The 15978-nt window shown below is 32.0% G+C and carries 13 protein-coding genes, 1 tRNA gene and 2 rRNA genes; 13 read left to right on the forward strand and 3 right to left on the reverse strand.

From position 1 onward, the window contains the following. Positions 1 to 3 precede the first annotated feature (3 nt). Both rsgA and NV226_RS00365 read left to right on the forward strand, forming a co-directional pair. The gene (gene rsgA, locus NV226_RS00360) at positions 4 to 834 is read left to right on the forward strand and encodes a ribosome small subunit-dependent GTPase A (protein WP_258210936.1); all 831 of its coding nucleotides are present in this window, start codon (positions 4 to 6) and stop codon (positions 832 to 834) included. Next, positions 834 to 1487, forward strand: coding sequence for a ribulose-phosphate 3-epimerase (locus tag NV226_RS00365; RefSeq protein WP_258210937.1), 654 nt, complete (start codon positions 834 to 836; stop codon positions 1485 to 1487). Before rsgA ends, NV226_RS00365 begins: the two co-directional genes overlap by 1 nt. 63 nt (positions 1488 to 1550) lie before the next feature. Here NV226_RS00365 and rpmB read toward each other — a convergent pair whose 3' ends face one another. After that, positions 1551 to 1745 (reverse strand): 50S ribosomal protein L28, encoded by a 195-nt coding sequence (gene rpmB, locus NV226_RS00370; RefSeq protein ID WP_258210938.1) that lies wholly within the window; start codon positions 1743 to 1745, stop codon positions 1551 to 1553. 138 nt (positions 1746 to 1883) lie between these two features. On the opposite strand from rpmB, the gene NV226_RS00375 reads away from it, so the two are divergent. Next, positions 1884 to 1960: transfer RNA gene (locus NV226_RS00375), tRNA-Arg, on the forward strand. A gap of 40 nt (positions 1961 to 2000) precedes the next feature. Here NV226_RS00375 and NV226_RS00380 read toward each other — a convergent pair. After that, positions 2001 to 2723, reverse strand: a complete 723-nt coding sequence (locus NV226_RS00380) for a DUF3196 family protein (protein ID WP_258210939.1) — start codon at positions 2721 to 2723, stop codon at positions 2001 to 2003. A gap of 106 nt (positions 2724 to 2829) precedes the next feature. Then, complete coding sequence (locus NV226_RS00385) at positions 2830 to 3705, reverse strand: DegV family protein (protein WP_258210940.1); 876 nt, start codon at positions 3703 to 3705, stop codon at positions 2830 to 2832. A gap of 140 nt (positions 3706 to 3845) precedes the next feature. On the opposite strand from NV226_RS00385, the gene dnaX reads away from it, so the two are divergent. From dnaX to NV226_RS00435, 10 genes are all read left to right on the forward strand, one after another. After that, positions 3846 to 6035 carry a DNA polymerase III subunit gamma/tau gene (gene dnaX / locus NV226_RS00390; RefSeq protein WP_258210941.1) on the forward strand — a complete coding sequence of 730 codons (2190 nt, stop codon included), beginning with the start codon at positions 3846 to 3848 and terminating at the stop codon, positions 6033 to 6035. 15 nt (positions 6036 to 6050) lie between these two features. Further along, a complete protein-coding gene (locus tag NV226_RS00395; RefSeq protein ID WP_258210942.1) occupies positions 6051 to 6326 on the forward strand; it encodes a YbaB/EbfC family nucleoid-associated protein in 276 nt (91 codons plus the stop codon). Then, the gene (locus NV226_RS00400) at positions 6327 to 6914 is read left to right on the forward strand and encodes a toprim domain-containing protein (protein ID WP_258210943.1); all 588 of its coding nucleotides are present in this window, start codon (positions 6327 to 6329) and stop codon (positions 6912 to 6914) included. Positions 6915 to 6925: 11 nt separating this feature from the next. Next, a complete protein-coding gene (gene tmk / locus NV226_RS00405) occupies positions 6926 to 7561 on the forward strand; it encodes a dTMP kinase (protein ID WP_258210944.1) in 636 nt (211 codons plus the stop codon). After that, positions 7548 to 8441 (forward strand): DNA polymerase III delta subunit-related protein, encoded by an 894-nt coding sequence (locus NV226_RS00410; RefSeq protein ID WP_258210945.1) that lies wholly within the window; start codon positions 7548 to 7550, stop codon positions 8439 to 8441. The genes tmk and NV226_RS00410 overlap by 14 nt, the downstream gene beginning before the upstream one ends. Continuing rightward, complete coding sequence (gene rsmI / locus NV226_RS00415; RefSeq protein WP_258210946.1) at positions 8431 to 9174, forward strand: 16S rRNA (cytidine(1402)-2'-O)-methyltransferase; 744 nt, start codon at positions 8431 to 8433, stop codon at positions 9172 to 9174. The genes NV226_RS00410 and rsmI overlap by 11 nt, the downstream gene beginning before the upstream one ends. A gap of 6 nt (positions 9175 to 9180) precedes the next feature. After that, a complete protein-coding gene (locus NV226_RS00420; protein ID WP_373423270.1) occupies positions 9181 to 9987 on the forward strand; it encodes a TIGR00282 family metallophosphoesterase in 807 nt (268 codons plus the stop codon). A gap of 306 nt (positions 9988 to 10293) precedes the next feature. Continuing rightward, positions 10294 to 11826 (forward strand): 16S ribosomal RNA (locus tag NV226_RS00425). Between the two features lie 354 nt (positions 11827 to 12180). Next, positions 12181 to 15095 (forward strand): 23S ribosomal RNA (locus NV226_RS00430). The 16S and 23S rRNA genes sit together here, the layout of an rRNA operon. A gap of 214 nt (positions 15096 to 15309) precedes the next feature. Continuing rightward, a complete protein-coding gene (locus NV226_RS00435) occupies positions 15310 to 15978 on the forward strand; it encodes a hypothetical protein (protein ID WP_258210947.1) in 669 nt (222 codons plus the stop codon).

A 15978-nucleotide genomic window follows, 5' to 3' on the forward strand; every position in this document is an offset into this window, starting at 1 on the left:
ATATTGATAGGAAAAGTAGTGAGAGTAATTGCGGGATTTTATGATGTAAAATCTAATGAAGATCAACAACATTACCGCATCCGGGGAAGTGGTAATTTAAGATACACTAATAATGCACCTGTAGTGGGAGATTATGTTGAATTTAGTCCCAATGGTTTATTAACCAAAATTTTAGAACGTAAAAATTTTTTTATTCGACCTAAAATTGCAAACATCGATCAAGCAATTATTGTCATGTCTTTAAAAGAACCAAAATTTTCTTCTTTACTATTAGATAAATTTTTAATGATAGTAGAATCCAAAAACATCGAACCAATCATTTTTTTTACTAAAACAGATTTAGATGAGTTTTTTGATATTTCAATATATCAAAAGATGGGCTATAAATGTTATGCAATCAACAATAATAAATTTGATAAAAAACCTTTTCTTGATTTATTCAAAAACAAGACCAGTGTTTTTATGGGACAAACTGGAGTAGGTAAAACTTCAACTATCAATAATTTATCTGATAGTAATTTTGCAATCCAGCAAATTTCTAAAGCTTTAGGACGAGGGAAACACACAACTCGAGTTGTACAAATTATTGATTGAAATGAAGGTGAATTAATTGATACACCCGGTTTTTCAAGTATTCAAATTGATTTAGAACCACTTGAAATGGCACGTTCTTTTATAAATTTTAAAGAAGCTGCAAAAGAATGTAAATTCAAAAGTTGTATTCATTTTAATGAACCTGAACATGATTGTAAGATAAAAACGCTAGTAAGAATTAATGAGATTCCTCAATGACGTTATCAAAACTACTTAGATTTATTAAAAGAGGTAATATAATGAAAAAGTACATTGCAGCTTCGCTATTAAATATTGAGTCTTCACAAAGAGTAACAATAACCAATGATCTATTACAAAATGGTATTCAATGAATTCATTATGATGTAATGGATGGAAAATTTGTGCCTAATTTGGCGATTGAACCAGAAGAGATCGCAAACATCAAAAAAAATACAGTACAACATATTGCTGATGCTCATTTAATGGTCCAAAATCCCGCTTGATATGCAGAAAAATTAATTGGTGCAGTTGATTATGTAACCTTGCATTTTGAATCTCTAAAAGAAGAAGAAATAATAAATTTTATTGATCGCTATCAACAACATTTTAAAATTGGTTTAGCTATTAAACCCAATACACCTTTAGCTGCTGTGAAACATCTTTTTGAACAAATTGATCTTTTATTAGTGATGTCAGTAGAACCAGGAAAAGGTGGACAAAAATTTATTGAAAGTAGTTTAGAAAAAATAGCTGCAGCTAGAAAAATTATTAATGAAAAAAATTTAGACATCATTATTCAAGTTGATGGTGGAATTAATGATCAAACTGCTCCACAATGTTTTCAACACGGAGCTAATGTTTTAGTGGCAGGAACTTTTTTAGTATTAGATTTTTCTGCCGCTAAAGTTAAGGCACTATTAAAAGAAAATTAATTAAAAAATCCCTAACTTTTCATTGGTTAGAGATTTTTTAATTAATTGCGGACAAGTTCAAGATTATTGTACGCCTCATTTTTTTAATGTTTTAGCAGTTTTAGCAGTTACTTTTAAAGTAATCTTTTGCCCATTTTTATCTGTTACTGTAACTTTTTGTAAATTTAAATTAAATTTTCTTTTTGTTGCATTAAGTGCGTGTGAACGATAGTTTCCTGATAATGGACCCTTACCAGTAATGTCATCTCTTCTTGCCATATTTCCTCCGTTTGATAATTTAAAAGAATAATAATAGAAAAATCTAAAATAGTTTTTCTATTATATAATAATTTTTATATAAAAAAAATAATATCTTAAAAAATGTGTTAAAATTTTAGACGCAAATTAATAAAATGTGGTCGCGTAGCTCAGCAGGACAGAGCACGAGCCTTCTAAGCTTGTGGTCAGAGGTTCGAATCCTCTCGTGATCGCCATTTTTTTTATTTCTTTTTCTTAAAAATAAAAAAAGAGCGTCTATTTTGCTCTTTGTTCATTGATTAATAACATAATTTTTTTAGCTTTGCTACTTAATTCATTTTCTTGCTTTTGTTGTAAAAAGAGTTGAGTTAATTGTTCGATAGCAAAAGAAGTTTCTTGATCTAATATCTCATTATTTAGAATATATTGATCAAATATTGATAATAAATATTTATTGCCAATGTAAAAAGCAACATTCAAAGCATTTATTTCCTTTTCAAAGGCTTTTTCCAGTTTTGAAAAAAAATCTTTGTAATTACTTTGACTTGCAATAGACCCCAATTTCAAAGGATTAAATTTTTTATGATTGATTTCAAAATCATAATCTATTTTTTGTTTAACTAACATTTCATAAAATAAAGCTTTTATTTCATGATGGATTTTTGAGTTGGAAAAAATCTTTTGCACTCTTAGAACATAATTTATTAAAGCAACATTTTCTAAAGTTTCTAAAGCATATTGTAAAAACATTACTTCATTGTTTTCTATAACATCAAATAGCTGATCATTGCTTAATTTTAAACCATTATTTTCTTTAATTTTATGATTTAAAATCATATTTAGTTCTTCTAAAATATTTTGAAATTTAGTTTCATATTCAGCTGGAACATAAGGTAAAGTCAACTCTTGTTTTAAAAGATCATAAGCTGCCTTATATTCCTCTTTATTAATATATAAATTAATTTTTTCTAAAATCTCATCATAATAGTTTTTTTCCATAAAAATAATTTTATGCTAAATGAACTTAAAAAAAAGTAAAAGCAGTATGGAGATAAATTTTTAATTAAAAAAATACACACAAGTGTATTTTTAAATATTCCTCATTTTATTTAATGAATTCAACCTTAGGTGAGACAGCAATAGAAATACAACCGATACCAGTGTGAATTAAAACTGTAGCACTTGATTTTACAATTGAAGTTATTTTCAAATTCTTAGCTTCAAAAGCTTTTTCAGCTAATAATATTGCAGGATAATTTCCTCCGTGAATAATTTGAAAATCAAATTTATGTGCTTCTGATTCTCCGCCAATAAAATCAAGTAGTGAAGCAATACTTTTTTTAATAGCATTTTCACTAGATCTTTTTAAACCACCTAAAGTGATCCCTTTTTCTGTCACTTTCAAAATTGGAAACAATTTTAAATTTTTTAAAATTGTTTTCTTAATCCCCTTTAATCTTCCACCACGAATTAAGTGGTCCAAATTTTCAGGTATTAAGTAATTTTGGGTTTTGCTATTATATTTTTCAACAAATTCAATTAAATTTTCAATTGCTGCACCTTCAGCATATCTTTTTTCTAGTTCTTTAGCAACTCAAATTGCTTCTTCACCACACATGTGATTATCTATAGGAAAGATGTTATTAAATTTTTTAGCATTAACAAAAACAGTTTCAAATGTTGATGATAGTTTTGAACTTAAAGTTAACACAATAGTGTGTTCATATTGTTCTGACATTTGTTGCAATTTTTCTTCAATTAAAGCTAATGAAGGTAAAGATGTAGAAGCTGAACTAGAATTTTGAATCATATTAGTCATTTCTTCAAAACTTAGTTCGATTCCATTGTCTACATAACTTTTGTTATCAATGGTAAATTGCAATGGAATCATATGATAACCTAATTTTTCAATTTCAATTTGGCTGTAACCAGAAAAAGAATCTAAAAGGATTCCTAACTTTTTATTTTCATTTTTTAACATAATAAAAATTATATTAAAAAATATTTTTTTAGTTATAACTTCGATAGAAAAACAGATCTTATAAGAGCTTAGTAAAAGCAATTATAGTTAAATTTATTAAATTAAAGCTAAACTGAAACTAATAGTATAAAATTACAATTATGACTAATCTTGAATACAAAGCTTTTTATCGTAAATATAGACCAAAAAACTTTTCAGAAGTACAAAGTCAAGAACATATTATCAGTACATTAACTAATATCATCAAAAATGATAAGGTGTCACACGGATATCTTTTTGCAGGTCCAAGAGGAACTGGAAAAACATCAATTGCCAAAATTTTTGCTGCAATGTTAAATTGCCAAAATTATGCCCAAAATGAAAATGCTTATGCAAATTGTTTAATAAAAGCTCAAAATTCAATGGACATCATCGAAATGGACGCTGCTTCAAATAATGGAGTTGATGAAATTCGTGAATTAAAAGATAATGTGCAAAATCTGCCTTTTGATGCAAAATATAAGATCTATATTATCGATGAAGTACATATGCTAACAAAAAGCGCTTTTAATGCTTTTTTAAAATTATTAGAATCTCCTCCTAAACACATTGTGTTTATTTTAGCTACTACAGATCCACAAAAAATTCCATTAACTGTTTTATCAAGATTACAAAGATTTAACTTTAAAAAAATTGAAAAAAAATCTATTAAAGAAAAATTAACAGAAATTTTAACAAAAGAAAATATTGCCTGTGAAACTCAAGCCTTAAATAAAATTGTAAAATTAGCTCAAGGTAGTTTACGTGATGCAATTTCAATGTTAGATCAACTTGCAACTTTTACTAATAATAATATTACTGAACAAGCTTTATTTGAAATTTTTGGAATTTCTGCTTTAGATAATTTATTACAAATTTTAGATTTAGCTAACAATAACCAAATTACTCCTTTATTAAAATTAAGTAATCAATTAATAGCAAAAGGTGCAGACATTGAATTGCTTGTTAAAGATTTAATAGCAGTTTTAAAAGACTATATTATTTTCAAAAAAACTTATGAAGTAGACCTTCTAACTACAGTGCAATTAGAAGATTTTAAAAAACTAAATATTTCGCTTTCTAAGGCTTATAAATATTTAGATATTTTATTCAAAAACTTAAAAGAAATTCGTTACTCAACAATTGTACAAGAAATCTTTGAATTAACATTAATTGAGTTAGCAACACAAGATAAAGAATTACTAGAAAATAAACAATATGCAACATTAGATCAACAAGTAGTTTCCGGTTCTGTTCAAAGTCAAACCACAATTCTAACGCCCAAAGCAAAAGTTGAAAAAAATGATGAAGCTTCAATTAAATCACCTTCATTTGATGATGTACTTTTCACACCACCTGTTATAGAAAAAGATGAATTTTTAGAAAAAATGTTTTCTGGAAATATAGACAATAATAAAACAGAAGAAAATGTAAAAATTGACACTGATGAAACCAACATTGATTATGATACAGCAGAATTAGAAAGAGAATTTTTAGATGAAAGTGAAGATGATACAACAGAAATAGATCCGCTTCCAATGCCAAAAATTCCTGACATCGATATTCCCGATATTATTCCATATCGCCCTGTACAAGAAACAGATCCTCAAAAATTATTTGAAATTAATCGTGTAGCTAATAATGAAATGCTAAAAAGTGTGGAAATCGATCGAGAACTAAGGATGTTAAAAGAACAAGAATTAGAAGCAGACCGTCTACTAGAAGAAGGTTTTTATAATAATGATAATGATGGATTAATTGAATATGCTGATGAACTAATTGCTCACGATGAACTAATTTTAGCTAAATCAATTACAGCAGAAATTTTATTAGCTAAAAAACAAAATAAGATTTTTGAAGGAGATCTTTACAAAAAAGGTCAAATTTTAAATTTATTATCTTTATCAGATAAAGATGCATTAGCAAAAGCTAAAACACAATGAGAAAGATTAAAAATTTTTAGTTCTGAACAAAGATATTACAACTACATTCCATATTTAGAAAAATGTAAACTGATTGCTTCTGCCAACAATTTTATTTTACTCTCTGCTAATGAAAATGAATATGTATGACAAGTTAATTCTTTTGTTAAAGATATTGAATTTCAGGAATTAATTATTAAATTAACAGGAAAACCAACCCATATTATTGCAATCAGTAAGAAATTCTTTAAAGAAATGAAAGAAACTTGAAAAAACTTAGTAGTCAAACCAGAAGCCATCCCTTTAGCTCCACTTTCAAATAAAACTAAAACGGATTTAACTGAAAGTTTTATGGAAAACTTAATTGGTAAAAAAATTGGAATAATTTAAAATTAAGGAGAAAAAATGAATATTAATAATTTGATGAAACAAGCAAAACAATTACAAGCTGAAATGGATCGTAAAAAAGAAAAACTAGCAGCTGAAGAATTTACTTTTTCAAAACAAGGCTTAGATTTAGTTTTCTATGGAAATAGACAATTAAAATCAATTAAGATTCATCCCGCTTTAATTGACCCAGAAGATCCAGAAACTTTAGAAGATTTAATTATTGTTGCAATCAATGATGCAATTAAAGAATTAGATCAAGCACATGAAACAATTTCCAAACCAGGAGTTTAGATGTATAGTCCAGAGTTTGATGAACTAATTCAAATGCTTCGTAAATTACCTGGAATTGGAAAAAAACAATCAGAAAAAATTGCTTTTTATATTATTAACTCTAAAACACAAGATATACTAGATTTTTTCAATCTAGTTCGAGAATTACAACTAAATTTACAAAAATGCACTTATTGTCATAATTTAAATTTAAACAAAGTTTGTGAAATTTGTTTAAATCCACATCGTAATTCTAAATTAATGATTATTGAATCAGCTAATGATTTAGAAAAATTTGAAAAACTAGATATTTTTGATGGTAAATATTATATTCTTGATAAAGATTTTATTAAAAGTTATATAGAAAATCCTGCAGATGAATCTGTTTTTGAAAAATTAAAGAAATATGCACAAAAGTTTCCCGAAATTATTATTTCACTTTCACCTACATTAGAAGGGCAAATTATTACTAACTACTTAAAAAAAATTATTAGTTCAGACAAAAATGAAGTCACTCAGCTTGCACATGGAATACCTTTAGGTTCTCAAGTGGAATACATTGACCAATTTACATTAAAAGAAGCATTAATAAATCGTAAAAAAATATAAAGGGGTGCATAATGTTCATAACTTTTGAAGGTTTAGATGGATCAGGAAAAACTACAATTATTGAATTAATTGGTAAAAAAATTACTGAAAATTTCCCCACACAACAATTCATTATCACTCGTGAACCAGGAGGTAAAGATTTAGCAATTGCTGAAGACATTAGAAGCATTATTCTGAATATAAATTATGAAATTGATACACTTACTGAAGCTGTACTTTTTGCCGCTTCAAGAAGATTACATTTAAATAAAATTATCAAACCGGCTTTAGCGGCTAATAAATTAGTTTTATGTGATCGTTATGTTGATTCTTCATTAGCTTATCAAGGCGGTGGTGGCAAAGCAGGAGAAGCCAAGATTTTGGAACTTAATAAATTAGTTATTGATAATTTATGGCCAGAAATTACTTTTTTATTTAAAATTTCGCCCGAAGAAGCTTTTAACAGAATTTTAAAAGCTGATACAACATTTGATCGAATTGAAAAAAAATCATTAAGTTTTTTTCAAAGAGTTAGTGACAGTTATAATAAATTAGCAGCAGAAAATCCTAATCGTTATGTAATTATTGATGCAACAGAAAATATAGAAACTGTTTTAGAAAAAGTTTGAGTAGTTTTAGAATCACGAGTATTTAATGCAATTAAATAAATCATTTCTCCATTTAGTTGATCAATATTTTAATTTTCAAAAAATTCCTCATGCTTTTTTGCTTAATAATTCACAAAAGATTAATGCTGATAATTACTTACTTTATTTAGTTAATAAAATTAATAATAGTAATCTAGCAAAATTAGAAACTAATCTTCATTTTGATTTGGTTGTTTTAAACAAAAATGAAGATTTAACAAAAGATATATTAAATAAAACAATTTCACAATTACATTTGTCTACTTTTCAAAAAAAGGGATCAAAAGTTTTAGTGATTAAAAATGTTGAACAAATCAATCATTGAATTGGTAATTCACTTTTAAAATTTATTGAAGAGCCAATTAATAACACCTTTATTATTTTAGAAACAGAAATGATAAACAAAGTGTTGCTAACAATTAGATCACGCTGTCAAATTATTAAATTGCAAGCTCAAAAAGTAATTAATAATTCTAATTTAAGCGATGAAAAATTTACATTGTGGACTAAGATTGCAATTTCACTTAAAGAAGAAAAAAATCTTGATTTTTTTGAAAATACTTTTTTTGAAATAGAAAAAGAAATTATAAAAGCAATGAATAATGCATGAAAATTAAAAATTTATTTGGATCAAAAGTTAGATAAGGAACAAAGTTTTTTCATAATGCAAATTTTTAGAAAAATGTTTTTAAAAATTATTAGCAAAGACTTTGATAACAACTTTTTTGTTGATGCAGTAGCAATAAAAAAAAGTGTAAATCATAAAATTGATTTTGTAAAAGTATGTCAGGAAATTCATCAATTTTTAGAAAATTTAATGACTAATGGCAATTTCTTTTTATTAAAAGAAAACTTTTTAATTAAATTGATGCAAGCTTATGGTGTAAATTATGCAAAATAAATATATTTATATAGTAGCAACTCCCATTGGTAACCTCAAAGACATTACTTTAAGAGCAATTGAAATTTTAAAAGAAGTTGATTACATCGCTGCAGAAGACACTAGAACAAGTCAAAAATTATTAAATCATTATCAAATTAAAAAACCATTAATTTCATTACATAAATTTAATGAACAAAAAGCAGCACAAAAAATTATTGACTTAGTAGAAGAAGGTAATGATTTGGCACTAATTTCTGATGCAGGAACACCTTTAATTTCTGACCCTGGAAATCTTTTAATTAAATTAGCGCGAGAAAATAATATTGAAATCCGTTCTATTCCGGGTCCTTCAGCTTTAACAAGTATAATTGCACTTTCGGGATTTTCAACCCCGATAACTTTTTTAGGTTTTTTAAAAGATAAAACAGGTCAAAGACAAAAACAAATTGCCTCACTGATTGAAGGAACTTATGTAATTTATGTAGCTCCTCATAAATTACGAAGTACTTTAGAAGATGTTGTAAATTTTTTAAATCCTAATTTACAACATCAGATTTTTTTAGCTAAGGAGTTAACTAAAAAATTTGAAAAACATTATTTTGGTAATGCTCATGATATTTTATTACAGCTTCCTGAAAACATCAAAGGTGAATATAGCTTAGCGATTTTTGTTTATCAAAACAAAATCACAAAAGAAAAAAATAATAAATACTCAAAATATTCAAAAAATGTTTTGAAGGAATATAATTAGTTAACTATGCCGATATTAAAAAAAGAAATTAAGATTTTATTCATAGGCGATGTTTTTGGAAAACCAGGAATTTTAGAAGTTAGTAAACAACTAAAAAATTTAAAGGCAAAATATCCTTATGACTTTGTAATTATTCAAGCAGAAAATGTCTCAGGACGTAAAGGCTTAAATAAAACTGATTATGAAACTTTAAAAAAAGCCGGAGTAAATGTTTTTACTTTAGGAAATCATGTTTGATCAAAAGAGGATATCAAACTTATTATCAATAATGAAGATGTTATTCGTCCTGCTAATATTGATAAAAGTTATGCCGGAGAAGGAAGTAGGTTATTTGATATTAATGGAGTAAAACTAAGAGTTACTTCATTAATGGGAATCGTTTTTAATCGTCTTTTACCACCTTGAGGTGAAGAATATGCTAATTCATTTTTTGATACAATGGACCAAATTCTTATGAATGATGATTCTGATTTTCATATTATTGATTTTCATGCTGAAACAACCAGTGAAAAAAATGTGTTAGGAATTTATTTAGATGGCAAAGTTTCAGCAGTTTTAGGTACCCATACTCATGTGCAAACAAATGATGCCCGCATTTTGGAAAAAGGCACAGCTTTTATAACTGACGTAGGAATGACAGGTCCTAGTAATTCAGCAATTGGTGCAAATTATGAAGAAGTTTATCAAAAAATGCGCTATAACACGCCCATCAGATTTAAAGTTTCTGATAATAAAGCGCAATTTAATGCAGTATTTCTTAAATTAAGAAAAAATAAAAAACATAAAATTCAACCCATTAATATTCTAGATTAGTTCCAAAACAATAAAAAAAATAAAAAATCCAAAGCAATTTGGATTTTTTTTAAAAAAATATTTGCTTTTTTAAAAAAATGTTGTAATATTTCTTAGCACCCAATGAAGGAAACGGGAAATTGAGTGCTAAGTAAAGAATTAAAAACATCATGAAAATTTAAAATTATTAAAAAAAAGTTTAGTGATTTTTAAAAAAGGTGTATAATTCTCCTTGCTCAATGTTTGAAGTAGCTTAAAAAAGCAACTCTAAACATAGCTAAAATAGATCTTTCAAAACTGGATACAAGAACCATAACATGAATCAATTTTTTTAAGAGTTTGATCCTGGCTCAGGATGAACGCTGGCTGTGTGCCTAATACATGCATGTTGAACGAAGAACCTAGCTTGCTAGGTTACTTAGTAGCGAATGGGTGAGTAACACGTACCTAACCTACCTTAAAGTTTGGGATAACACTTGGAAACAGGTGCTAATACCGAATACGTAGTCTTTTCGCATGAAGAGACTTCAAAAGGCGCCTTAAAGCGTCGCTTTGAAATGGGGGTGCGGAACATTAGCTAGTTGGTGGGGTAATGGCCTACCAAGGCGATGATGTTTAGCTGGGTTGAGAGACTGAACAGCCACACTGGGACTGAGATACGGCCCAGACTCCTACGGGAGGCAGCAGTAGGGAATTTTCCACAATGAGCGAAAGCTTGATGGAGCGACACAGCGTGCAGGATGACGGCCTTCGGGTTGTAAACTGCTGTTATAAGGGAAGAAAAACTAGGGTAGGAAATGACCTTAGCATGACTGTACCTTGTCAGAAAGCGACGGCTAACTATGTGCCAGCAGCCGCGGTAATACATAGGTCGCAAGCGTTATCCGGAATTATTGGGCGTAAAGAGTTCGTAGGTTGTTTGTTAAGTCTGAAGTTAAATCCTGGAGCTCAACTCCAGTCTGCTTTAGATACTGACAAACTAGAATTGCAAAGAGGTTAGTGGAATTCCTAGTGAAGCGGTGGAATGCGTAGATATTAGGAAGAACACCAATGGCGAAGGCAGCTAACTGGTTGCATATTGACACTGAGGAACGAAAGCGTGGGGAGCAAACAGGATTAGATACCCTGGTAGTCCACGCCGTAAACGATGATCATTAGCCGGTAGGATACTTACTGGCGCAGCTAACGCGTTAAATGATCCGCCTGAGTAGTATGCTCGCAAGAGTGAAACTTAAAGGAATTGACGGGGACCCGCACAAGCGGAGGAGCATGTGGTTTAATTTGAAGATACGCGTAGAACCTTACCCACTCTTGACATCCTGTGCAATGCTATAGAGATATAGCGGAGGTTAACACAGTGACAGATGGTGCATGGTTGTCGTCAGCTCGTGTCGTGAGATGTTAGGTTAAGTCCTGCAACGAGCGCAACCCTTGTCTTTAGTTACTAACGAGTAATGTCGAGGACTCTAGAGAGACTGCCGGGGTAACCCGGAGGAAGGTGGGGATGACGTCAAATCATCATGCCTCTTACGAGTGGGGCAACACACGTGCTACAATGGTCGGTACAAAGAGAAGCAATATGGTGACATGGAGCAAACCTCAAAAAACCGATCTCAGTTCGGATCGAAGTCTGCAACTCGACTTCGTGAAGTCGGATTCGCTAGTAATCGCAGATCAGCTACGCTGCGGTGAATACGTTCTCGGGTCTTGTACACACCGCCCGTCACACCATGGGAGTTGGTAATGCCCGAAGTCGGTTAGTTAACTTTATTGAAACGGCTGCCTAAGGCAGGACTGATGACTGGGGTGAAGTCGTAACAAGGTATCCCTACGAGAACGTGGGGATGGATCACCTCCTTTCTACGGAGTACATATATTTATCCTAAGTGATAAATTCATCTTTGGCTGTAAAATCCTTTAAAATCAATAAATTATTTTAAAGGCGTGTTATGTTGTGTATAAGCCAGCAAATATTCTTGTATCCAGTTTTGAGAGCTCTATGTTCTCAAAAAATAGTTCTTTGAAAACTGAATAGCAAAATACCAATGAAATGAAAATTTCATAATATTTTAACGAAAACGACATCAAATATTTTTATTAATATTTGATAACCGAGGTAAAAAAAGAAATTTTTTTACAACCAAATTGATCAAAATTAAATTGCTTAGATATACAAATCTAAAACAATAGGCTTAAAAAAATAAAGTTATTGGCTTTTAAATAAGTAAGAGTATATGGTGGATGCCTTGGGTCTGGAAGTCGATGAAGGACGTGATTACCTGCGATAAGTCTTGTGGAGCTGGATATACGCTATGATACAGGAATTTCCGAATGGGGGAACCCAACTGGATTAATCTCCAGTTACTACTTAATGAATACATAGTTAAGTAAGAGAGACACGTTGTGAATTGAAACATCTTAGTAGCAACAGGAAAAGAAAATAAATAATGATTCTGTCAGTAGCGGCGAGCGAACGCGGAAGAGCCCAAACCTTCTTTTGAAGGGGTTGTAGGGCAGTCTATATAGAGTTACAAATTTTTACTATAGCAGAAGAAGTTGGGAAGCTTCAGCACAGAGGGTGATACTCCCGTAAGCGAAATAGTAAAAACTCTTGACTGTACCCTGAGTAGGGCGGGGCACGTGAAACCCTGTCTGAATCCGCCGGGACCACCCGGTAAGGCTAAATACTAACCAGACACCGATAGTGAACTAGTACCGTGAGGGAAAGGTGAAAAGAACCCCGGGAGGGGAGTGAAATAGATTCTGAAACCGTATACTTACAAGTAGTCAGAGCCCGTTAATGGGTGATGGCGTACATCTTGCAGTATGGGCCGGCGAGTTACGTTAACATGCTAGGTTAAGTGGAAAAAAGCGGAGCCGAAGGGAAACCGAGTCTGAACAGGGCGACTTAAGTATGTTGATGTAAACCCGAAACCAGGTGATCTATCCATGAGCAGACTGAAGCTTAGGTAAAACTAAGTGGAGGGTCGAACCGTAGTACGCTAAAAAGTGCCCGGATGACTTGTGGATAGCGGTGAAATTCCAATCGAACCTGGAGATAGCTGGTTCTCCTCGAAATAGCTTTAGGGCTAGCGTGTAATGTTAAGCATTGGGGGTAGAGCACTGAATGTGGAATGGCGGCGCCTAGCTGTACTGACTATAATCAAACTCCGAATACCAGTGTGTATTATTATGCAGTCGGAATATGGGTGATAACGTCCGTATTCGCGAGGGAAACAACCCAGATCGTCAGCTAAGGTCCCAAAATTGTGTTAAGTGATAAAGGTTGTGGAGTTTCACAAACAACTAGGATGTTGGCTTAGAAGCAGCCATCATTTAAAGAGTGCGTAATTGCTCACTAGTCAAGAAATTCTGCGCCGATAATGTAACGGGACTAAACACAATACCGAAGCTACGGGTGCGAAAGCGCGTTAGAGGAGCGTTCTAATCAGCAATGAAGCTAAACCGTGAGGATTAGTGGAGCGTTTAGAAGTGAGAATGCCGGCATGAGTAACGATTCAGAGTGAGAATCTCTGACGCCTATTGGGGAAGGTTTCCTGGGGAAGGTTCGTCCACCCAGGGTTAGTCGGGGCCTAAGGCGAGGCAGAAATGCGTAGTCGATGGACAACAGGTTAATATTCCTGTACTTCCGATGTAAGTGATGGAGTGACGGAGAAGGATAATACTACCAGTTATTGGATTCTGGGGTAAGCAATTAGAGGGCCATGTAGGCAAATCCGCATGGCATAACCTTAAGTTGTGACGCATAGAGAAAGGGTAACCGAGTATCGAATTGTATGATTTCATGCTTCCAAGAAAAGCTTCTAACGTTAATTACATAGGAACCCGTACCGAGAACGGACACACGTCCCCAAGATGAGTATTCTAAGGCGAGCGAGAAAACCAATGTTAAGGAACTCTGCAAAATGATCCCGTAAGTTCGCAAGAAGGGATACCATATAAAGCATTAAGAAATTAATGAAATAAAGTGGTCACAGTAAAATGGGGGGGGCAACTGTTTATCAAAAACACAGCTCTCTGCTAAGTCGCAAGACGATGTATAGGGGGTGATGCCTGCCCAGTGCCCGAAGGTTAAGTGGAGCTGTTAGCATTAGCGAAGCAGTGAAATGAAGCCCGGGTGAACGGCGGCCGTAACTATAACGGTCCTAAGGTAGCGAAATTCCTTGTCAACTAATTATTGACCTGCACGAAAGGCACAATGATCTCCCCACTGTCTCAACATTGGACTCGGTGAAATTATGGTACCAGTGAAAACGCTGGTTACCCGCATCAAGACGAAAAGACCCCGTGGAGCTTTACTATAGTTTCGTATTGGAATTTGGATTAACATGTGTAGGATAGGTGGGAGACTTAGAAGTAGAGACGCTAGTTTCTATGGAGTCAACCTTGAAATACCACCCTTGTTAATTTGAGTTTCTAACCTGCTCCCATTATCTGGGAGGGGGACAGTGCGTGACGGGTAGTTTGACTGGGGCGGTCGCCTCCTAAAAGGTAACGGAGGCGTTCAAAGTTACACTCAATATGGTCAGAAACCATATGTAGAGCGCAAAGGTAAAAGTGTGATTGACTGCGAGACCTACAAGTCGAGCAGGTGCGAAAGCAGGACTTAGTGATCCGGCGGTACATTGTGGAATGGCCGTCGCTCAACGGATAAAAGCTACCCCGGGGATAACAGGGTTATCTTCCCCAAGAGATCACATCGACGGGAAGGTTTGCCACCTCGATGTCGGCTCATCGCATCCTGGAGCTGAAGTTGGTTCCAAGGGTTTGGCTGTTCGCCAATTAAAGCGGTACGCGAGCTGGGTTCAGAACGTCGTGAGACAGTTCGGTCCCTATCTGATGTGGGCGTTGGAATATTGATGAGAGCTGCTCTTAGTACGAGAGGACCGGAGTGGACGTACCACTGGTGCTCCAGTTGTCCCGCCAGGGGCATAGCTGGGTAGCTAAGTACGGAAAGGATAACCGCTGAAAGCATCTAAGCGGGAAGCCTCCTCAAAGATGAATGTTCCCTTGAAATTCCTTATAGACGATGAGGTTGATAGGTCGGGTGTGTAAGCGTAGTAATACGTTCAGCTAACCGATACTAATAAATTGATAGGTTTAATAGCTAGATTTTCTAAGTTATTTAATCTTGACGCATTAAATTAATTTGCTATTCAGTTTTGAAAGAAACTATTTTTAATATTTTTTAAATTAACAAATCTATTGATGAGATTTGTTAATTTATCTTTTTTTTTTTTTTTTTTTTTAATTTATAATTACTTTAAGGTTTATCTTTTCTTAAAAGAATAAACCTTAATTTATAAATGGAGGTATTTTAATATGAAAAAGAAATTAGCATATTTTAGTGGTCCAGTTATAATGGGTTTAACAACTTTGGTACCTTTAACCACAATATCTGCTAAAACAAATGAAAAAAGTGATGATTTCAAAGTAAATTTAATGGCAGAAAAACAAAGTTTTTCTGAATCTAATAATCAAGAAGATTTACTTGTTAAAAAATTAGCTGTATTTATGAATAAATATGGAAATAGAAGTGAAAATGACTATTTTACTAATCAAGAAAAACAAGAAATTTTAAACATGAAAAAAGAACTTTATAATCATGTAGGATTACCATTCAGACAAAGCAGAGCATGAGGTGAGTGATGAGGAGCTAATTTATGAGTAAATCTAACTGTTTCTGAAACTAATTGATGAATCAAAAAATTATCTAATATTCAAATTTTAGCTGATAGTACAAGTATTTTAACAGAATTAGTAGATGAAGGAGCAGGATTCATTGCAGAAGTAGAATATCCCTTTTCTTCTAAAACAGCAAAAATGATACAAATTATAGCTAAAACTGTAGGATTATTATCAAATTATTTTAATGCCAATTACTTAAATAGTATAAGAAATCATGATTATAATATTTCTATTTCATACAGATTTACTTTTGGTTTTATTCCTTCAGGTGTTTTTAAAGGTTACAAACATATAGGAAGTTAA

This window comes from Mycoplasma iguanae (genome assembly GCF_024722375.1).
In the GTDB taxonomy this organism is placed as follows: domain Bacteria; phylum Bacillota_I; class Bacilli_A; order Mycoplasmatales; family Metamycoplasmataceae; genus Mycoplasma_M; species Mycoplasma_M iguanae.